The sequence below is a fragment of the Streptomyces violaceoruber genome, from assembly GCF_033406955.1.
GTDB classification, from domain to species: Bacteria; Actinomycetota; Actinomycetes; order Streptomycetales; family Streptomycetaceae; genus Streptomyces; species Streptomyces violaceoruber.
This window is the reverse complement of the sequence record NZ_CP137734.1, coordinates 7,558,323-7,578,571: the sequence shown is the minus strand read 5'-3', so window position 1 is coordinate 7,578,571 and position 20,249 is coordinate 7,558,323. Positions and strand designations below refer to the sequence as shown.

Below are 20,249 nucleotides of genomic sequence, written 5' to 3'. Positions count from 1 at the left end.
CCCCTGACGAGGATTCCCATGCCTGACAGCGCCTTCCCGGCACGGCCGGCCGCTACCGGCCACCGCAGACGGCGGCCCCCGGTCGACGCGACCACGCTGCACCTCGCCCGTCGCGCCGTGGCACTGCCCCTGGCACTCCTAGCCGCGCTGCTGCTCGCCGCCTTCGCTCTCCGGTCGGGGTCCGTCGTAGGCCCCGGCTGGGTCCTGGCCGGCCTGGTCTGCGGACTAGCGGGGGTCGTCGCGGTGGCGGCACACGGAACACGCACCGTCGCCAGCGCCGTGCAGTCGGCAGTGGCGGAGTCCCAGGCAGCAGCGCTGACAGCGGTCACAGGGGCAGCGGCAGCCGTTGAGAAGTCGGTGCAGTGGTCGGCGGACGAGCTGTGCCGCGGAAAACGTCCAGCCTTGCCGGACCCGCACACCGCGCAGTCGTCCACCCCGAACGCCGGGATCGACAACGCGCTGAGTGCCCTCCAGGCGCAAGCCATCATGTCGCTGATCCGCGTGCACGACGAGTCCCAGTCCGTGGTCCTCCTGGAAGTGCTTCGCCGCCTGGCCATGCGCGAGCACGCCCTGGTCAGCAAGGCACTCCAGGCACTGAGCCAGTTGGAGATGCTGACCGACGACCCGGAGCTGCTGGCCAAGATCTTCGAGATCGATCACCTCGTGACGCGGATGCGCCGCCAGGTCGAGAGCACGGCGGTCCTGGGCGGACAGTCCCTGCGCAGCGTGCGCCGGCCCGTTCCCGTCACAACGGCCCTGCGTGGCGCTGTCTCCGAGGTCGTGCAGTATCCGCGGGTGGCCGTCGCGGCCGGATCCGTGGGCGCCGAGCTGGGGTTGCCCGGCCATGTGGGGCCGGACCTGACGCACCTGCTGGCCGAGCTGATCGAGAACGCCTGCGAGTGCTCCGATCCAGAGACGCGGGTGATGGTGCGCGCACAGCGGGTGCCACACGGGCTGGCCATCGAGGTCGAGGACCGCGCCATCCCCATGCACCCGCAGACACGGGCACAGATGAACCACCTGCTCAAAGCCCCGGACGAGGTCGACGTCAGCGGCCAAGTCCGGGCCGGGCAGCTCGGCCTGCTGGTCGCCGCGAAGATCGCCCAGTCACACGGGATGACCGTCCTCCTGCAGGAGAATACGACGGGAGGCACCACCGCCCTGGTCGTCATACCGGCACGGCTCCTGGTAGCAATTCCATCGGTCGAGGATGCGGGCCCGCCGCCGCCCGAGGAAGCTCGCGGCTCCGGGCGGCAGCCGCAGCAGGTGGCCGCGACTCCCGCCGTCCCGGAGGCAGCACAGGCCGCACGCCGTGGCGTCGCTGAGTCACCGACCGCGGAGGCAAGTCAGTCGACTGACGCGCCCGCTCTGCCGACACGCACACGCCGGACGGGATCTTTCCGTCCACCACAGGAGCGTGAGCAAGCCCCCGTGTCCGCGGCGACGCCCGGGCTCGCAGCCGCCTTCCGCAACGGCCTCCAGGCCGGCGGCAGCGCCAGTCCTTCTCCCGCCTCGACAGAACACCCCACCCCCTGACCCGTCCTTCCGCGTTCCCGGTGGCCGGTACACCCACTGGCCCTTCCCCCTTCTGGAGCGATCCTCATGAGCACCCACCCCGCGATGAACAACGTGACCGACGGCAACGCTGCATCTGCGACGACGCCAAGCGGACAGCGGGACAGCATGGTCTGGCTGCTGCGTCAGTACGCCTCCGAGACGCAGGGCGTCACGCACGCCGTCCTGCTCTCGCGCGACGGACTGCGGCTGCTGGACAGCGACGTCGACAAGGACTGGGCGGACGAACTGTCGGCCGCCTTCAGCGGCGTTGCCTCCCTCGCGGCGAACATCACCGGCCCGAGCCACAAGAAGAGGCCGGCCCGGCAGGTCATCATCGAGCGAGACGACTGCCTGTTCTTCGTACAGAGCGCCGGGTGCAGCGCGGCCTTCGACAACCACCCCGGTAACGAACGCGGTGAGGTGGACACGATCCTCGCCGTCATCGCCACCAGGGACGCCGACGTGGGCACCGTCGGCTTCGAGATGGGCCGGCTCGTTGCGAAGTTCGCCCCGTACATGGTGATCCCCGTCCGCGTCGGCACGGGCGGAGAGGTCCGGTGACCACGTACGGCCGCGCGGCCGAGGAGTCGGCGTTCGTGCGGACGTACACCGTGGTGCGCGGGCGTACCAGGCCGCGGCACCTGCTCGCTCTGGAAACCGTGCTGGAGGCCGGGCAGGGAAGGCCAGGCCCGGCGCAGGCCGAGGAGTGCGAGGAAATCCTCGCCCTGTGCCGGGAGCGCCGACGGTCGGTGGTCGAGCTGGCGGGACGCCTTGGCCGGCCCGTCAGCGCCGTCAAAGTGCTCGTCTCAGACCTCCTGGACGCCGACGCCCTCGTCGTCCCCCTGCCCCAGTCCTATGCCGATACCGGCGCAGGATCCGGTCCGTCTACCCAACTGCTGGCAGCCGTTACCGCCGGCCTGAAGAGGAAGTGGCCTGATGCCGTCGCCTATCCCCAGGCCGGATGACCCGACCGCCGTGCCGCGGAGTTCGCCGTACCCGCGGGCCGGTGCGCCGACCGTGCTGAAGATCGTGATCGCCGGCGGTTTCGGCGCGGGAAAGACCACCGCCGTGGGCGCCGTCAGCGAGATCACGCCGCTGAGCACGGAGGAGTACCTCACCGAGGCGAGCGCGGACGTCGACAGCCTGGCGGGCATCGAGGCGAAGCAGACCACCACGGTCGCCTTTGACTTCGGCCGCCTGAGCCTGCCCGACGCGCCGATGCCTCTGGAGCTGTTCCTGTTCGGCACGCCGGGCCAGGACCGGTTCGTCGACCTCTGGTACGACCTCTCCCGCGGCGCCGTCGGCGCGGTCGTCCTGGTCGACACCCGCCGCTTGGAGAGCAGCTTCACCCCCGTCAGCTTCTTCGAGGACATCGGCCTGCCCTTCGTCGTCGCCGTCAATCAGTTCGACGGGGCGCACCGCTACCACCCCGAGCAGGTCCGCACCGCTCTCGAACTCCCCGCTGCCGTACCGGTGGTCACCTGCGACGCCCGCGACACGAATCACGTCGCCGGCGTTCTGCTGGCCCTCGTCGACCACGCCGTGAACAGCGCCGCCACCACCAATCGCACTGGTCACGCCCCCTCTACGCCCCTCCAGGACGCCTGATGTCACAGCACCCCAGCACCCCCTACCGCACGCCGCAGACCACCCCGCCCGCAGGGTCCTTGCCGCGGCGCGACATGCGGGACACCAACCGCGGCCCGTTCACCCCGCCCGGCACCGCCCTCACCAGCCAGCGGCCTCAGCAAACGCTGGAACTGGCGCAGCGTTACGAGCTGCTCAACCGCTTGGGCGTGCCCCCCGTGGCCAACGAGGACTTCGACGAGCTGGCCCGCGACATGGCTGAGCAGGCCGGGTTCCTGTACGGCTTCGTCAACCTGGGCTTGGAGAAGCAGACCTTCGTCGGGCTGCACCAGCCGCCCGCGGACAGCGGGTACGTCATCGTCGGCCGCACCATGAGCCGCGACCACGGCTGGTGCCCGGAGGTCATGACCCGCAAGAAGGCCCTCCCGCTACACGATGTACACGCCAGCCCGCGCTTCAGCGGCAACGCAGTGGTCGACGCCGTCGGGATCCGCTCCTACTTCGGCGCACCGCTGATCCACGAAAGCGGCACCGTGCTGGGCACGGTGTGCGTCATCGACCCCGAGAAGCGGCCTCTGCGCGAGGCCCGACGGATCAGGGACATCACCATCAACACCGGCGCGCAGGTGATGGACCACATGTCCCGGGCCCTCGTCCGCTAAGCCCGTTCCACACCCCCCACCCGGGAGCCGTAGGCGATCCCCGGCCGCTCCGCGTTGCGACCTTCATCCAGGGAGAGGGAGACCATGTCCGCCACACCCACCACGCCTCCACCGGCGCTGCGTCCCTACCTCACCGCCCGCCACGATCTGCTGTGGGAGGAGGCGGACGCCTTCGCGGCCGAGCACGTCGCGCCGCGCGCCGCGCGGATGGAGGCCGCTCCGGGCAGGGTGGAGCGCAAGGTAGCCGAGCTGATGGCCGCCCGGGGCTGGTTCGCCGTCACCGTGCCGGACGCCTTCGGCGGGCTGGGCGCCGGACACGTGGCCAAGACCGTCTTGGTTCACCGCATCGCGCGGGTCTCGGCGGCTGCCGCGGCCATCCTGCAGGCCACCCTCATCCCCGTCGGTGCCCTGCTGCACTTCGCCACCTACGAGCAGAAGGGCCGTTGGCTGCCCCGGGTCGCGGACGGTTCCCTGCTGCTGTCGATCGCCGTGACCGAACCGCTCGCCGGCGGGCACATCGGCGGCATCGAGACCACCGCCGAACGCGTCGGCACCGAGTGGGTGATCACCGGCAGCAAGATCCACATCGGCAACTGCCACATCGCGGGGGCCCACCTCGTCGTCGCCCGCACCGCCGCGCCCGGCGTGAGCACCTCGCAGGCGCTGACCGCGTTCATGGTCGAAGCCGACCGCCCCGGACTTTCCGTCTCCGACCACCGTGCCGGGCTCGGTCTGCATGGCTTCTCCGCCGGCCGCCTCGACCTCGATCACGTCCGCGTCCCCGAGGACTACGTGGTCGGGGAGATCGGCCAGGGACTGGCCGTGGCCCAGAGCAGCAGCATCCTCTACGGCCGCCCCAACCTGGCCGCCGTCAGCCTCGGCATCCACGAAGCCGTCGTGGACACCACCACCGCCCGGCTCAAGACCCGCCCCCGCTACCAGGGCGCCCTGTCCGACCTGCCCGTCCTGCGGGACCGCGTCGGCGACATGGAGGCCCGCCTGCGCGCCGCCCGGATACTCGCCTACCAGGCCGTGCACCTCCTCGACCAGGGCCTGCCCTGCGACGCCGACCTGATCAACTCGAAATACCTCGGCCACCAGTGGGCCATGCAGTCCGCCCAGGACGCCATGGAACTGCACGGCGCCAACGCCCTCGATGGCGAGTACATCCTCCAGCGCCTGTGGCGCGACATCCAGCACACCTACCCACCGGCCGGAACCGGCGAAGTCCAGCGCATACGCCTGGCCGACGCCGCCTTCGCAAAGGACCACATCCAGTGGTCCGAGCGCCTCGCCGCCGAAGCCGCCTGGGCACGACCCGACCCGACCGCCGCATGAGCCCCCGTGCGCGGCACCCCGTGACTCCCCATCGCCGCGCACGGGCCCGTGCCGCCGGCCCCCGTCCCCCGCGGGGACCGGCGGCACCCCTCCCCGTGACCATCCACTCAGCCGAGAGAGACACCGTGACCCCGCCCGTGACGACCAGCGCACCGATCACGCCCCTGACGCCGACCCTGCAGCGCGTCGCCCAGCACCTCGCCAACGGCCTCACGGCCAAGGAGATTGCGGCAGAGACCAGCCTGTCGGCCGTGACCGTCCGCCAGTACATGCGCGACATCCGTGAGAGCCTGCACTGCCCGCCCCGCTGCAAGCCCCCGGTGATCGTGCACCGCCTGTTCGCCACCCGGCAGGTGGCCTCGCCCACGGCGGACAGGCCGGCACCGACGCTCAGCCGGGATCAACTGCTGCTGCTCCGGGCCGTCGCCGAGCACAGCGACCCCCGCGATATCGCCGTCGCCGCCAAGCTCGCCCCCGCCGACCAGCGCGCCGCACTCGACCAACTCCTCGCCGACACAGGCGCGCGGGACACCACCCACCTGGTGATCCTTGCCCACAGCTGGAAGCTGCTGCCCGCCGACCCGGCAGCGCGGAGCGGAGCGAGCCAGTGAGAAGGCCCCCCACTCCCCTGGCCAACGAAGAGCCTCCGGCTGCTACCTCGGTCGCGTCACAGTACCCGGGCGCCGTATACGCGGTGCGCACGTTACGTACGGACGCTGAGCGCGCGGAAGCCGCTGCTCTCGTGCAGGACCGGCAGCGCTGGCTCACCCTTCGCGGTCTTCCCGTGCCCGCTCAAGTCGACGTTCCGGCCCTGTTCCGCGACCGGCAGACGAGGTCGGCCGGTCTGTTTGAGGACGGAAAGCTGCTCGCCTGCATGGTCCCCGCGCGCGACCCCGGCCTCAGCTGGGGCGAAGGCCCCTGCCTCCGCCTAGGCCACGTCCACACCCTGCCCGACCAGCCCGACGACATCACCCGACTGATCACCCTGTGGGCCTCCGACCTCGCCGCCCGGCAGAGCCTCCCACTCGTACGGGCCGAAATCCTGGCCCGTCACGCCCTCCAAGCCGAGCCCATCGCCGCCCTGCTGCGCCGGCTCACGGACATGGGCTGGGACGTGCGGGGTTCCGGCCCGGGACGGGAGGGGGACCGCGTCGCCCGCCTCGAACTGGCCGCCGAGCACCGCCCCAGGCTCAGCACATTGATCAGCTGCCAGACCCATGCACCTCATCTGGCCGCGGACGATCGGAGCAGCGCGTGACAACCGACGAACCGCAGCGACCCGACCTTGCCCGCGAGCTGATCGCCCGCGCAACGGAATCGGCCGTGCGCCGAGCCAAGCGCGTGCGCGACGAGCTCGACGCAGTCCAACTCGGGCAGGGCCGGCACACCGACCACGCCAACACCAAGTTCCTGCGCCGCGTCCTGGGCGAATACGAGTGGCCCGGCCACCGCCTCGTCGGCCCTGCTGCTGCCCGCGCCGCCTGGAGCATCGCCCTGCACAGCGACCACGATCTCACCCTCCAGCGCGCCGCCACCATCCTGCTCGGGCGTGCGGTCCAGGCCGGCGACGCGCTCGTCGAGCACTGGGCGCACCTTCACGACCGCGCCCTCATTACCGGCGGGTGCGCCCAGGAGTACGGCACCCAGCTCCTGCTGACCGCCAATGGGATCGAGCTGTGCCCGCTGCGCGCGCCTGCGTCCGTCGACGCACGCAGGGCCACTGTGGGTCTGCCGCCGCTAGCCGTCGCGCTCAAGGCGGTGCGGCGCCGCTACGCGCCGGACAGCTCCGCCGACGAAGCCCCGGCCGTCGTCCTCGCGGGGGCCGCGTGAACAGGCGGAGCTCCAAGTTTTCCCTCAGTCGGCCCACTGGCCGCATCTCCGATCTGCGAAAGGTCCGTTGACCGATGAAGCTCACCACCGCCGTCCTCGCTGCCGGTGCTGCCGTGTCCCTCACCACCGCCGTGGTCGGAGCCACCCGGCTCAGGCAGAACGCGCGGCACCAGGCCGAGCGCAACGAGGCGTTCCTCACCCGCAACCAGCTCGACTGGCTGGCCCAGATGTCCACCAACCCCGACCTCGCCAAGCTCTGGGCTCCCGAGGACATGGACGTCGAGGAATACATGCAGCTGCTCGCCGCCAACCGGCTCATCTGCATTCTCAGCGTCCGCGACCGCCTCGGCTTCGTCCGCACCGGACACCTTCCGTGGCACGCCGCGAAGCTGATGGAGAACGACGTCTGCCGACGCTATTGGCAGCGGTTCGGCGGCCTCCGCGCCGAGGAGGCCGAGGGCGATGAGCAGGGCGAGCACTTCACCCGGGTGCTGGACCAGGCCGCCAAGCAGCACCCGCGGGCACAGGCCGCTGCGACCTGACGGCACCACACCGACTCCCAGGCGAGCGACCGCTCAGGCGGCTTCGCCGCTGGTCGCCGTCTGGTAGCAGACCCCGGGGTCCGACCGGACCTCGGCATCCCGCACCACTCACTCCTAGGAGGCATGCATGACCGCCATCCAGGCCGAAAGGCCGACCGGTCCGGCGAAAACGGACCTCGTGAAGGCCGACGACGACCCGTTCAAGCTCGACATCACCTTCATCGAGGGCACGCCGGCGACCGAGACGGTCCTGATGTGCAGCACGGGCGACACCTGCGGCAGCTCCTGCCCCAGCGCCTGCACCACCTCGTAAGCCGGATCACCCCGGCAACGCGGGCCGGACGGGGCTCTCCCCGTCCGGCCCGCCACGCCCAACCCGCCCGCCACACCGGAAGATGAGGACAGCCCTGATGACACGGCACCGGCCCAGCCTGTACGAGGCCACGGGGCAGACCATGCTGCGCGCCGCGGCCCACACGTCCGAGCCCGCCATGCCGCCCTGGCCTACATCTACGGCGCCTGCGGAGGAGTGGCGCGAGTGGCTGAGCACGGTGTGGTCCGATGCCGACTTCCGCCAGACCGTGTCGCAGGCAAGCCCTATCCTCGCCCAGCAGGTGCAAGCCATCATCGACGGCCGTACACCGAAGGTGCGCCGGATGCGCCGGGCGGCGCTGGCCACCGCCCGCTACGCGATCCGCTACGCCCACCGCTCCACGCCTTACGGCCTGTTCGCCGGCGTCGCCCCGCTCGCCTTCGACCAGGCCACGGCCGTCCGCATCGGCGACGAGCACCAGGCCGTGACCCGTCCCGAGCCGGCCTTACTCGACGAGATGCTCAGCACCTGGGAGAGCGACGCCGGACGCATGGCCGACACAGAGGTCTGTGTCAACACCCTGATCCAGCGGCGCGACCGGCACATCCACGTCCCCTCGGAGGGAGACGCCGCCTTCCGTCTCTCCCTGAGCCCCGCACTGCGTCTCGTGCTCGACCTGGCCCGATCGCCCATCGCGTATCGCCAGTTGTCAGAGAAGCTGGCCGCGGAGTTTCCCGCCGTGGACGGCACCGCGCGTGATCGGCTGCTCGGTGAACTGCTGCGGGTGCGGCTGCTGCGCTCCTCGCTGCGCGCGCCCGCCACCGTCGCCGATCCCACCGACGTCTTACCGCCTGCGGCGCGCGCTCAGGCAGCCGGCCTGCGGGCCGCGTGCGACCTGCGGCTGGACGTCGACGTGCGGCTGTCCGAGCAGGTGCTGACCGAGGCGGAGACCGCAGCGACCGTCCTGGCCCGCCTGGTCACCCATCCGAACGGGACACCGACCTGGCGGCGGTGGATCGAGCAGTTCTCCGAGCGCTACGGCGAGAACACCGCGGTGCCGGTGGAGGTGGCCACGGACCCCGACCGGGGCGTGGGCTTCCCGGTCGGGTTCGTCACGGCGAGTGAACCACCCAGGCCGATGTCCCGGCGCGACCGCCTGCTGCTGGAGCTGGCCGGCACCGCCGCCGCCGAAGGCAGCCGCACCGTCGCGGTGACCGGGGCGCTGATCGAGGAACTGGAGGCAGCGGCCGGCGGCAAGCCTCGGGACGCGGCGCCCCACCTCGAACTGGCCGCACAGGTCCACGCCGCCTCCGGCCCTGCCCTGGACCGGGGTGACTTCCGGTTGCGCGTTCTGACCGTCTCCCGCTCGGCCGGATCGATGACCGGCCGGTTCTGGCACCTGTTCCCCGGCACCGAGACGGCGTACGCGTCCCTGCCGACCGTCGATCCGGAGGCGGAACTCGTGCAGCTCTCCTTCCATGCCGGGCGGGTGGCGGCCGATCTGCTCACCCGCGCGCCCCAGGCCCTGCTCCGGATCGTGAGCATCGGCGAATTTCGCCGCCCCGCCCCGCACGTCCTCTTCCCCCGCGACCTTGCGGTCACCGTCGCCGACGGCCGCCCCCAGCTGGTGGAATCCGCGACGGGCAAGACGCTGGAGTTGCTGGCCCCCACCGCCATCAACTTCCTGTGGAACAACTACACCCCGCCGATGGCCCGCTTCCTCGGCGAATTCAGCCGGGCCGCCTCCCCGCAGGTGACCTGGTTCGACTGGGGTGCCGCCTGGACCCTGCCTTTCACCCCCGCGCTCACCTACCGGCGCACCATCCTCACCACCGCCCGCTGGAAGATCCGCAGCCGCACGCTGCCCGACCGCACCGCGCCCCTCCAGCAGTGGGCGGACCAACTCCACGCCTGGCGTGCCCGGTTCCGGGTGCCGGAGCGGGTCCTGCTCGCCGAGGACGACCAGCAGTTGCCCCTCGACCTCGCCCGCGACATCGACCTGGACCTTCTGCGCGCGCACCTGGACGCCAGCCCCTTCGGCATCGCCACCCTGTACGACGCGCCCCCGCCGGACGCCGACGGGTGGATCGGCGGCCGGGCCCACAGCATCGTCGTCCCCCTGGCCAGGCGCTCATGACCACGACGACCGTGCCTCGCACGCAGGACCTCTCCGAGGGCGCCCTGGGGATGGCCCTGCTCGACATCGAGCGCCGCGACCTGTCCACCGCACGCCGCCACCTCACCCAGGCCACCGCACGCGGGGTCAGCACCGGCAGCAACGCCAGCCTCTTCCACGGCGCACCCGCCCTGGAGTTCGTCCTGGCCCGCGCCCACGGAGCCGACGACAACGTCCGCGCGGCCGTCGACCGCGTCGTGGACGCCCGGCTCGCCGCCGCCCACCGCCGCCAGGCGGCCGGCGCGCTGCCCCACCTCGCCGAATGGGACCTCATCCGCGGCCTGACCGGACTCGCCGCCCTCCTGCTCTCCCGACAACCGCCCGCGCCCCGGCTGCCCGACGTGCTCACCTGCCTCGTCGCGCTCGCCCAGCCCGCCCATGGTGACGGCCGGCCAGTGCCCGGGTGGTGGTCGCCGATCGGCCCCGTCGGGGAGGAGATGGCCGGCGGGCACGGCAATAACGGCATGGCTCACGGCATCGCCGGGCCCCTTGCCCTGCTCTCTCTCGCACTGCGCGACGGCATCAGCGTCCCTGGTCAGGAGGAAGCCGTCGACACCTTCGCGACCTGGCTCGACCGGCACGGCGCCCACTACTGGTCCACCGCAGCCCACCTGGACGCCGACCAGCCGCCCGCGCCTGAGCCGACCCGCCAGTCCTGGTGCTACGGCCAGCCCGGCATCGCCCGCGCCCAACAGCTCGCTGCGCTCGCCCTCGGCGACCCCGCCCGTCGCCGGGCGGCCGAGGACACCATCGAGACCACCCTGACCGACCCGCTGCACCTCGCCCGCATCACCGACTCCACGCTCTGCCACGGCTGGGCTGGGTTGCTGACGCTCACCCGCGCGGTCGCCGCCGACAGCCCCGCACCTGACCGCTTCAGCCCGATCATCCAGGACCTGCACCGACGGCTGGCCACCAGTTGGGAGCGCCTGCCCAAGCTCGGCTTCATGGAAGGTCGCGCCGGAGCCCAACTCGCCCTGCAGGCCCCCGATGCCGTCGGCTGGAGCCGCGCCCTCCTGCTCACCTGATCCCCGAACCTGCCGACGTGCAAGGAGTTGCCTCCCATGGCCTTCGTCGACGAGAACCTGCCGATCCCCCCGGCCACGTCCTGGTGGCACGCATCCGTGGCCTTCGCCGATCCGCGGGTGGACGCTGCTCGGGCCCTGGCGTCCGCGCTGGCCAAACGCCGCTTTCACTTCCTGCGCAAGGACGCCGGCGTGCGCCTGCGCACCGAACAGCCCGCCACCGGCCTGCTGGACCAGCTCGTCGCCGACCGCGTCATCACCGGGTGGACGGGCGGGATCTACGAGCCGGAGACATATGCCTTCGGCGGCCTGGAGGGTATGGCGGTCGCGCACGAGGTGTTCTGCGCCGACAGCCCGGCCGCGCTCGCCGAGACCGGCGTCCCCGGCGCCCGCGAGCGCAGCGTGCTGCTGCTGTCAGCCATGATCCGCGCGACCGGGCTGGACCCGTTCGAAGCCGGAGACGTCTACGCCCAATGGGCTGCCCTGCGGCCTCCCGTCACCCCGCCCCAAGGCCCCGCGCTGGAGCAGGCCGTCTCCGCCATGCGGCGGCTGATGAATGCGGATGCCGCTCTGCGCCCCGACGCGGAAGCCGGCTGGGTCGAGCGCGTCGCCGCGTTCGAGGACGCCGGCCGTCGGCTGCGCCGGCTCGCCGCCGACGGCCGCCTGATACGCGGAATCCGGGGCGTCCTCGCCCATCACGCGATTTTCGCGTTCAACCGTGCGGGCGTGCCTGCCGACGCGCAGGCCGCCACCGCGTGGCTCGGCCGTCACGTCGCCTTCTCCACTCAAGAAGGAGCCGACGTGTCTACCCGCAAGTCCGCCTCCGCGGACCCTAGCCTCCCCCGAATGGAGACCACCGTGACACCCGCCACCGACCCCCACCAGCTGCGCGAAGCCCTCGCCCAGCGGCTCGTCGACAGCGGCCACCTGCACAGCAAGGCCGCCATCGACGCCTTCCGCACCACCGACCGGCACGCCTTCCTGCCCGGCGTCGACCTGGAGAGCGCGTATAAGGAGGACGCGGTCTCGATCAAGCACGACGAGCACGGGGAGATGATCTCCTGCATCTCCGCGCCGTCCATCGTCGCCACCCAGCTCGAACAGCTCGGCGCCCAGCCCGGCCACAAGGTCCTGGAAGCCGGAGCCGCCACCGGCTACAACGCAGCCCTGCTCGGCAAAATCGTCTCCCCCGGCGGGCAGGTGTGGACCCTCGACGTCGACCAGGACCTCGTCGCCGGCGCGAGCCGCCACCTCGCCGAGGCCGGCGTCGACAACGCCACCGCGGTGATGGCCGACGGCGCAGCCGGGCTGCCCGAGCACGCTCCCTTCGACCGGATCATCTTCACCGTCGGCGCGGGCGACGTCCCCGTGAAGATCCTCGACCAGCTCGCCCCCGGCGGGCGCCTGGTCCTGCCGATGCGCATCCGCGGGAGCATCTCCCGCTCCTTCGCCTTCGAACGCGACGGAGAGACGTGGAAGACCGTCTCCTGCGAGATGGCCACCTTCATCCCGCTGCGCAAGGGCGTCTGCGACGACGTGTACACGCTGGTGCCGATGGCCGGCGAGGGCAACGTGCGCCTGGAGACGTTCAGCGAGCAGGACGTCGACCGCGACGCCCTGCGCACCGTCCTGGACCAGCAGCAGACCAAGATTTACACCGGGGTGAAGTTCCGCCAGGGCTCCGCCTGGGAGTGGCTGTACCTGTACCTGGCCTGCGTGCTCCCCAACGGACTGTCCCGCCTGCCGGGCCAGCGCCCCGGATTCACCCCGCACTTCGGGTGGGGCTCCATGGCCGCCCTCGACGCCGGGTCGCTCGCGTACCTGACCATCCGCGAAGGCGAGGACGACAAGGGCCGGTACTGGGAGGTCGGCGTGATCGGCCACGGCGAGGGCGGCGCCGACCTCGCCGAGCGCGTGGTGAGCGAGATCCGCGCCTGGGACGCGACCGGCGGCAACGACGCCCCCGAGCCGGGCTTCCGGATGGCCGTCGCCGACTCGCGCGAACGGCTGACGACCAACGACCCGCGCTTCGTCGTCGACAAGCCATACAGCCGACTGGTCGTCGACTGGGCGCGCAAGGGCTGAGCCGATGATCCCCGCGATAGCCAGCCGCATCCCCCTGGTCCGCCGCACCAAGGCGCCCGCGCTCCCCCTGGAGGAGCGCATCAACCACCTCACCGGGCTGACCGTCGCGCCCGCAGGTGCGGGCCACCACGACCTGGTGGCCCGCGCCTGCGGGGTCCTCAACTACGCGGCTCTCATCGCCTCCGACGTCGGCCTGCTCGACCTGGCCGAGGATCTGTGCTGGCGCCAGCACCAGGTCTTCGCCAACGCCGGACGCCTCAGCGGACGGGTCGCCGTCATGTCACTGATGCCACTGGTCAACCTCGCCCGGCTGCAGACCCGCGCCGGCCACGGCGAACTCGCCTACAGCTTGTTGCACTGCCTCAACGACGCAGCCCGACACCGCAACAAGACCGACATCGACGGCCGCACCGTCGACCTCTCGACCCTGACCGGCACAGACGAGGACCACCGCACGGTATGCCAGGAGCTGTACGTCACGCTGCTCGTGGATGGGGCCCGCGCCCTCGCCCAGATCGGGCGGTGGACCGAGGCCGCCGACGCCATGGCCCGGCACCGCGGCATCGGCAACCGCCTCCTCGATGGTCGCCAGATCAAGATCATGGCCCTGATGGAGCAGGGGCTGGACCAGCAGGCCCGCGACTTGATCGACACCACTCAGCCCACCGAGCCCTGGGAAAAAGCCGTCGCGCTCCTCCTGCACGCGCACTGCTGGCCCGCCGAGGCCCCCGTCCCCGGAGACGATCTCGACCGCACAGTGGAGGAAGCCGTCCAGCTCCTTGCCCATCCCGATCCGCCGACCGCCGTCTTCCAGGCCCGAACGGGCCTGTCGGCCCTGGAAGTGGACCGCGCCGGCCGCCATCATGCCCGGATACTCGACTCCCTCGTCAGCGTCGCCCGACTCGACGCCTACGCCGCACGAGAGACTCTGCACCACCCCGTCGCCGCGTCAGCCCTGGCCGAGCAGGCGACCGGAGCGCTGACCGCGGTGATCGCCGCGGCCGGACTGGGAGCCGGCGCTCTGTCCGCCCACGACCACGAGGCCCTGACGGCCGCGGTCGGCCACGCCGAGAGGGAGCTGGAAAAGCTGCTGCAGGCCGATTCCCATACCGGTTAGGAGGGGGTGACCTTCTCTGCCGAGGCGTACTGCCCACGTGGTGTGGCGGTGTCGGCGTTTCGGCCATTTCCTGCCCGCAGCCGCTCCAAGCCAGACCAGGGACAGGACGCCTGCAGGTTCCACGGACGCAGGGAATCACGGGCTTTCCAGCACGACCGAATGACGTGTGTTCGATATCGCAACCGCGTCGTTAGACCTCACGACCTTGCCGCAGCGACCGTCCCAGGGGGAACGATGACCTCGGCCATTACACAGGACCAGCCGCCACAACCACCCAAGGGGACCGCGCCGGACGGCGAACATCAGGACGCCGGTGTTCGAGCAGAGGAATACCTCTACCGCGACGAGTCGAGGCTCCGGGCCGGGTCCCTGTTGACCTCCCGCACCATGGCGCGGCGCCTGCCCTCGCTGGTGCGGCGCTCGGTGCGGATGGCCTGGCGCGTGGACCGCGGCGCGACCGTCGGCCTGTTGATGTGCCAGATCGGGACGGGTGTCCTCGCGGCCCTCGGCCTCCTGGCCGTCACGGGCACGATCACCGCGCTGGTCTCCTCGGGCGACATCACCGAGCGGCTGTGGGACGCCGCCCCGCAGCTCGCCGTGATCGCCGCCGCCGCCGGCCTGCGCGCGCTGATGGGCATCGCCGTCGTCTGGCTCACCGGGCGTCTGCGTCCGGTGCTCGGCCGGGCGGCGGAGCTGACGATGATCGAGGCCGCGCTCGGCGCGGAACTGGCCGCCAACAACAAGCCCGGCTACAACGACGCCTACGACATCGCCGACCGCGGCGCCCAGGTCACTCCCGACCTCGTCGAAGAAGCGCAGGACGTGCTGGCGGCCACCGCCACGCTGGCGGCCGGCGCCACCGTCCTGACCGTCCTGCATCCCCTGCTCCTCCCCCTGCTCTTCCTCGCGTGCCTGCCGCAGGCCGCCGCGTACGTGCGCTCCGCACGGGTGCTCTACCTCGCCGGGCTGGAGACCTCCGGGCGGCGCCGGATGCTGAGCAAACTCCGCTGGCACATGGCCTATCAGGAGTCCAGTGAGGAGATGCGTGCCTGCCTCGCCGGCCCCTTCCTGATCGGGCGGTACCGGCGGCTGGCCGCCTCGGTCAACGCCGCCGAGCGCAAGGCCGCGAACACCGGTGCGTGGATGGGGCTGGCCGGAGCCGTGGCCGGCGGGATCGCCTCGGCCGCGGTGTGGGCGGCGCTGTTGTGGCTCCTGGCCTCCGGGCGGATGAGCCTGGCGGCCGGCGGCGGCGCCGTCTTCGCCCTTCAGACCGCCACCGGCTCAGTGCGCGGCATCATCAACGGCGGGGCCCGCCTGGTACGCACCGGCTGGTACGTGCAGGACTGGCAGAACTTCCTCGACAACGCTCACGGCCAGGCCATGACCGACTCACGCGGGACCGCGTCGCTCCCCGCGGCCCCGGAGCGCTTCGAGGTCCGTGACGTCACCTACCGCTATGACGGCGCCCCCAAGGACAGCCTGAGCAACGTCTCCCTCCATGTGAAGCGTGGCGAGATCGTGGCGCTGGTCGGTGAGAACGGCTCCGGGAAGACGACCCTCTCACGTCTGCTGTGCGGGTTGCTGCTGCCCACCGAGGGCGACGTGGCCTGGGACCACGCCTCCACTGCGGACCTGGACCCGTGGGGGGCGTGGGAGCACGTCGCGCTGGTGCCGCAGAAGTTCACCTACCTGCCGCTGACGATGCGCGACAACATCACCTTCAGGCAGGGCGACACCAGCGACGCCGCCCTGCTCGCCGCGTGCGAGGCGTCCGGCGCCGCGGAGATGCTTCCCCATCTCCGCTCGGGCCTCAACACCCTCCTGACCAGCGAGTGGTTCGGAGGACAGCAGCTCTCCGGCGGGCAGTGGCAGCGCCTGGTCCTCACCCGCGCGTTCCATCGGCGGGCAGCGCTGCTGGTGATGGACGAACCCACGGCCGCCCTCGACGCCCGCGCCGAGCACCGGATCTTCGCCGGCCTACGCGAACTGGCCAAGGACCGCGCCATCCTGCTGATCACGCACCGCCTCACCAACGTGGCCGTCGCCGACCGGATCGTAGTCCTGGACCAAGGGCAGATCGTCCAGGAGGGCACCTACGCCCAGCTCACACAGCAGCCAGGGCTGTTCCGGTCCCTGTGGGAGCTGCAGCGCCGGATGAGCGGCGACGCCCCCTGATCGCCGGGCCGGGCCGGGCCACCGGTCCGCCGGACAGAGACACCAGCCCGTTCCCGATGCTCCCTCCGCCCCACGTCCCTGCGAGGTAGTCCCCATGTCGTTGTCGCACCACCACATCCGCACCACCGTCGATACCTACCTCGCCCGTCACCCTCACGAGCGCGAGCAGCTCAGCGTCCTCCTGGATGCCCTCGACCGGCCTGGCGAGGACATCGCCAGCCGCTCGACCTTCACCGGGCACGTCACCTGCGGCGCGATCGTCGTCGACCAGCTCGGCCGCATCCTGCACGTGCTGCACCTGGCTAGCGGGAAGGTCCTCGTCCCCGGCGGACACACTGAGCCCACCGACGACTCCCTGGCAGCGGCGGCCATCCGCGAACTGCACGAGGAGACCGGGATCCCGGCTCGGGCCGTCACGCCGTGGCCGGGCTACGAGACCGTGCCGCTGGACATCGACATCCACGACATCGACGCCCATCCGGGCAAGGGCGAGCCCGCACACCAGCACTTCGACCTCCGGTTCCTCTTCCGCCTGCGGACGACCGAGGTGTCGGTCGTGCTGCAGGAAGAGGAGGTCGGCGGCATCGAGTGGCGTCCCGTGGACCGGGTAACTTCCCCGACACTGCGCGAGAAGCTGCTCAAACTGCCGCTCCAGGTCGAACCCGAGACGGCCAACGCCTCCGCCCTGATCTACAACGACCGCGGCGAGTACCTGCTCCATCTCCGCGACTACTTCCCCGGACAGATCTGGGAGCCGGGCATGTGGTCCCTGCTCGGGGGCGGCCGAGAGCCCCAGGACGCCACCCTGGAACACACCGTGCGGCGCGAACTGGCCGAGGAAGCCGGCCTCGAGATCGCCAGCCTGTCCCCGTTCGGCACCGAGTACGCCTCCCACGACGACGGCACGACCGTACCCATCGCCATCTACGCCGGCCGCTGGAACGGCGACCCGCGCGAACTCCACCTGACCGAAGGAGTAATGCTCGCCTGGTTCGCCCCCGACGACCTCCACCGCCTGCGCATCGCGGACACGACCAGCGACCTCGTACGGCGCCACGCCGCCGGCCACCCGCCGATGCGGAGCGGACCCGAGGCCGAGCCCGAGGAACAGCGTCTGGCGCCACCGCACGGCACGGTCCCCAACATCATCGGCGTCCACCTCTACCTGGAACGCCCGGACGGGACGGTGCTGCTCGGGCTGCGCCACCCCGACTCCGCGTTCGCGCCGTCCACCTGGCACGTCCTGGCCGGCCACTGCGAGCAGGAGAACGCCATCGACTGCCTGATCAGGGAGGCGAGGGAGGAAGCCGGGTTGCACATCGAGCGCCAGGACGTCGAACTCGTCCACGTCGTCCACCACATCGGTCAGCCCAGGAACCCGCCCCGCATGGGCCTGTTCTTCCGCGCCCGTACCTGGAGCGGCGAGCCGGTGCTGCGCGAGCCGGACAAGTGCACCCAGTGGAAATTCTGGGATCCCGCCGCCCTTCCCGACGACCTCGTCCCCTACACCCGACTGGCCATCGAGAAGATCCAGAACGACGAGCTGTACAGCGAGACGGGCTGGCCCGCATGACCAGCGCAGCCAGTCGCGTGCCCACTGCGACAGCGACCGGGCGTCCAGACACCCGCCTCGTAGTAATCCGCGGCAACTCGGCGTCCGGCAAGTCGAGCGTGGCCCATGGCCTGCGAGATCACTACGGCCGCGGTATCGCGATCGTGGGCCAGGACGTGATCCGCCGGAACGTACTCAGGGAACACGACACCGCGCGAGGCGCCAACATCGCCCTGCTGAGCACGATCGCCCGCACAGCCCTCGACGCCGGCTTCCACGTCGTCCTCGAAGGGATCCTGTACGCCGACCGCTACGGCCACATGATCACGTCTCTGGTACGGGACCACCGCGGCGTGTCCAGGTGCTACTACCTGGACGTCCCGCTGGAAGCGACGCTGATACGGCACGCCTCAAAGGCTGATGCCGCCTACCTGGCGCACGTCACCGACGCCCACCTCACCTCCTGGTACCGCGAGCTGGACCTGCTGCCCGGCGGTCTGGAAACCGTGATCCCGGCCGACAGCACGCTGCAGGACACCATCGCCCGGATCGTACGCGAGACCGATCTGACCGCTGCCGCCCCCGCCTCGCCACCTCAGCGCAATCCGTCACAGGAAGACTCGATGATTCCTCCGGTGCTGATCTCCGATCCGCAGGTCGCGGCGATCCCCGTGCGCGAATGCGGAGAGCCACTCGTCGACGTACGCGACCACAACGTCCGTGTCGACCCCCGCAAGCAAGACCCTCTAGGTGCGTTCGCCCACGTCCGTGACGGCGTCCTGGCCCGGTTGAAGCACGCCCGCTCGCTCCTGCCCGCCGGCACCGACCTTCTATTCATCGAGGGCTACCGGCCGCTGGCCCTCCAGCAACGCTACTTCACCGAGTACCGCGACGAGCTGGCCGCCGCCCACCCTGACTGGACACCTGAGCAGCTGCACCGGGCCGCCAGCCGGTACGTGTCACCGCCAGAGATCGCGCCTCACTCCGCGGGCGCGGCCGTGGACGTGACCCTCGTCTGCCAGGACGGCCACGAGCTCGACCTCGGCACCCGCGTCAACGCCTCCCCCGAGGAGAGCGACGGGACCTGCTTCACACACGCCCCGAACCTCAGCGACCACGCGCGCCACCACCGCACCCTGCTGCTCAACGCCATGGAAGGCGCGGGATTCACGAACTACGGGACCGAGTTCTGGCACTTCTCGGCAGCAGACCGGTACGACGCCCTGATGCGGCGCCAGCCGCACGCGCGTTACGGACCGGTCGAACTGCCGTAGCTCGCCAATGGGCTCGTCCACGTCGCGCCCACGACCGACCGGCCGGAAAGCATCGAACGGAGGCACGTATGCCTGACGACACCCAGCAAGCCATCCCAGCCATCCCGAGCCCGGCGGCCGGAGACGAAACGCCCGAGCATCACATGCACCTTCTCGGGCGGTACTACCGGCAGGTGGAAGCAGGGCGCAAAACGATCGAAGTGAGGGTGGCCACCCCGGGCAGGCGCGCCGTCGCCGTGGGCGACACGCTCGTCTTTCACGACCGGGACCCCGGGCGGGAACTCGACGTCATCGCGCAGCGGATCACCCCGTACCCCTCCTTCGACGACCTGCTCCGCTCGGAGGACACCGCACGCATCAACCCGGACGGGTCGCCCGGCGAGCTGCTCGCCAACCTCCGCGGCATCTACCCGCCGGACAAGGAAGCCCTCGGCGTTCTCGCCCTCGCCTTCGACCACCGCCCGGCCCGGCCCGGCCGCCCTATCCCGATGACAGCCGAGGAGTAAGCGCGGACCGTCCCTCACCACACGGTGTACGGCTGCCTGTACATCCGTGACGAACACGACCGTCCGGTCCAGCTCCGTTCGGTCTACGGCTCAAGACTCTGGCAGTTCCCCGGCGGCAATCTGGATGCCCCGGGCGAGGACCCGCTGCAGACCGCCCGGCGGGAGACGGTCGAGGAGACCGGCCTGGAACTCACCCTCAACACGCCGCCCCTGCTCCTGACGCACTTCCTCCACGCCGGACCACGCCAGCCGCTGAACAAGGTGGGGCTCATCTTCGACGGAGGCCGGCTGACCGCCGCCCAGCTCGACCGGATCCGCCTCGACCCCGCGGAACACGACCTGTGGGCCGTCCACGACCTCGCGACCTGGCAGGAGCTGATGGCCCCGCGCGCCTCCCAAACCCGTGAACAACGGGCTTCACAACCCGTGAATAAAGCCACGCGCCTCGACGCCATCGAACGAGCCCGACGCGGCGAAGGTCCCGCCTACCTGATCACACACACCTGACCC

The 20,249-nt window shown here is 71.2% G+C and carries 20 protein-coding genes; all 20 read left to right on the top strand.

Going from position 1 to position 20,249, the window contains the following annotated elements:
- Window positions 1–18 precede the first annotated feature (18 nt).
- The 20 genes from R2E43_RS34045 to R2E43_RS33950 all read left to right on the top strand — a co-directional run bounded on the left by R2E43_RS34045 (window position 19) and on the right by R2E43_RS33950 (window position 20,246).
- Window positions 19–1,536: a sensor histidine kinase gene (locus R2E43_RS34045; protein ID WP_264335126.1), complete on the top strand. Its 1,518-nt coding sequence runs from the start codon at window positions 19–21 to the stop codon at window positions 1,534–1,536.
- A 66-nt stretch (window positions 1,537–1,602) separates the two neighbouring features.
- The gene (locus R2E43_RS34040) at window positions 1,603–2,118 is read left to right on the top strand and encodes a roadblock/LC7 domain-containing protein (protein WP_264335125.1); all 516 of its coding nucleotides are present in this window, start codon (window positions 1,603–1,605) and stop codon (window positions 2,116–2,118) included.
- Window positions 2,115–2,522, top strand: a complete 408-nt coding sequence (locus R2E43_RS34035) for a DUF742 domain-containing protein (protein ID WP_264335124.1) — start codon at window positions 2,115–2,117, stop codon at window positions 2,520–2,522. The genes R2E43_RS34040 and R2E43_RS34035 overlap by 4 nt, the downstream gene beginning before the upstream one ends.
- 52 nt (window positions 2,523–2,574) lie before the next feature.
- The gene (locus R2E43_RS34030) at window positions 2,575–3,165 is read left to right on the top strand and encodes a GTP-binding protein (RefSeq protein WP_264335123.1); all 591 of its coding nucleotides are present in this window, start codon (window positions 2,575–2,577) and stop codon (window positions 3,163–3,165) included.
- Window positions 3,165–3,806, top strand: coding sequence for a GAF domain-containing protein (locus R2E43_RS34025; protein ID WP_264335122.1), 642 nt, complete (start codon window positions 3,165–3,167; stop codon window positions 3,804–3,806). The genes R2E43_RS34030 and R2E43_RS34025 overlap by 1 nt, the downstream gene beginning before the upstream one ends.
- Window positions 3,807–3,890: 84 nt before the next feature.
- On the top strand, window positions 3,891–5,144 hold the full coding sequence (locus R2E43_RS34020) for an acyl-CoA dehydrogenase family protein (RefSeq protein ID WP_332056912.1): 1,254 nt from the start codon (window positions 3,891–3,893) through the stop codon (window positions 5,142–5,144).
- A 137-nt stretch (window positions 5,145–5,281) separates the two neighbouring features.
- Entirely contained in the window at window positions 5,282–5,755 is a 474-nt protein-coding gene (locus tag R2E43_RS34015) for a LuxR C-terminal-related transcriptional regulator (protein ID WP_264335120.1), read from the top strand.
- Window positions 5,756–5,928: 173 nt separating this feature from the next.
- Window positions 5,929–6,402, top strand: coding sequence for a hypothetical protein (locus tag R2E43_RS34010; protein ID WP_264335119.1), 474 nt, complete (start codon window positions 5,929–5,931; stop codon window positions 6,400–6,402).
- On the top strand, window positions 6,399–6,974 hold the full coding sequence (locus R2E43_RS34005; protein ID WP_264335118.1) for a DUF6624 domain-containing protein: 576 nt from the start codon (window positions 6,399–6,401) through the stop codon (window positions 6,972–6,974). Before R2E43_RS34010 ends, R2E43_RS34005 begins: the two co-directional genes overlap by 4 nt.
- A 74-nt stretch (window positions 6,975–7,048) precedes the next feature.
- Window positions 7,049–7,516: a DUF6082 family protein gene (locus R2E43_RS34000; RefSeq protein WP_264335117.1), complete on the top strand. Its 468-nt coding sequence runs from the start codon at window positions 7,049–7,051 to the stop codon at window positions 7,514–7,516.
- Between the two features lie 127 nt (window positions 7,517–7,643).
- On the top strand, window positions 7,644–7,829 hold the full coding sequence (locus R2E43_RS33995) for an FxLD family lanthipeptide (protein WP_264335116.1): 186 nt from the start codon (window positions 7,644–7,646) through the stop codon (window positions 7,827–7,829).
- 97 nt (window positions 7,830–7,926) lie between these two features.
- Window positions 7,927–9,966: a lantibiotic dehydratase family protein gene (locus R2E43_RS33990; protein WP_264335115.1), complete on the top strand. Its 2,040-nt coding sequence runs from the start codon at window positions 7,927–7,929 to the stop codon at window positions 9,964–9,966.
- Window positions 9,963–11,033 carry a lanthionine synthetase C family protein gene (locus R2E43_RS33985; protein WP_264335114.1) on the top strand — a complete coding sequence of 357 codons (1,071 nt, stop codon included), beginning with the start codon at window positions 9,963–9,965 and terminating at the stop codon, window positions 11,031–11,033. Before R2E43_RS33990 ends, R2E43_RS33985 begins: the two co-directional genes overlap by 4 nt.
- Before the next feature lie 36 nt (window positions 11,034–11,069).
- A complete protein-coding gene (gene fxlM / locus R2E43_RS33980) occupies window positions 11,070–13,115 on the top strand; it encodes a methyltransferase, FxLD system (protein ID WP_332056911.1) in 2,046 nt (681 codons plus the stop codon).
- A 4-nt stretch (window positions 13,116–13,119) separates the two neighbouring features.
- Window positions 13,120–14,232, top strand: coding sequence for a hypothetical protein (locus R2E43_RS33975; protein WP_332056910.1), 1,113 nt, complete (start codon window positions 13,120–13,122; stop codon window positions 14,230–14,232).
- A 234-nt stretch (window positions 14,233–14,466) separates the two neighbouring features.
- Window positions 14,467–16,407, top strand: a complete 1,941-nt coding sequence (locus R2E43_RS33970) for an ATP-binding cassette domain-containing protein (RefSeq protein WP_264335111.1) — start codon at window positions 14,467–14,469, stop codon at window positions 16,405–16,407.
- Window positions 16,408–16,501: 94 nt separating this feature from the next.
- A complete protein-coding gene (locus R2E43_RS33965) occupies window positions 16,502–17,980 on the top strand; it encodes an NUDIX domain-containing protein (RefSeq protein ID WP_264335110.1) in 1,479 nt (492 codons plus the stop codon).
- Between the two features lie 17 nt (window positions 17,981–17,997).
- Window positions 17,998–19,233, top strand: a complete 1,236-nt coding sequence (locus R2E43_RS33960; protein ID WP_332056909.1) for a M15 family metallopeptidase — start codon at window positions 17,998–18,000, stop codon at window positions 19,231–19,233.
- A 68-nt stretch (window positions 19,234–19,301) separates the two neighbouring features.
- Window positions 19,302–19,739, top strand: coding sequence for an ASCH domain-containing protein (locus tag R2E43_RS33955; RefSeq protein ID WP_264335109.1), 438 nt, complete (start codon window positions 19,302–19,304; stop codon window positions 19,737–19,739).
- Between the two features lie 24 nt (window positions 19,740–19,763).
- Window positions 19,764–20,246, top strand: a complete 483-nt coding sequence (locus R2E43_RS33950) for an NUDIX domain-containing protein (RefSeq protein WP_264335108.1) — start codon at window positions 19,764–19,766, stop codon at window positions 20,244–20,246.
- Window positions 20,247–20,249 lie beyond the last annotated feature (3 nt).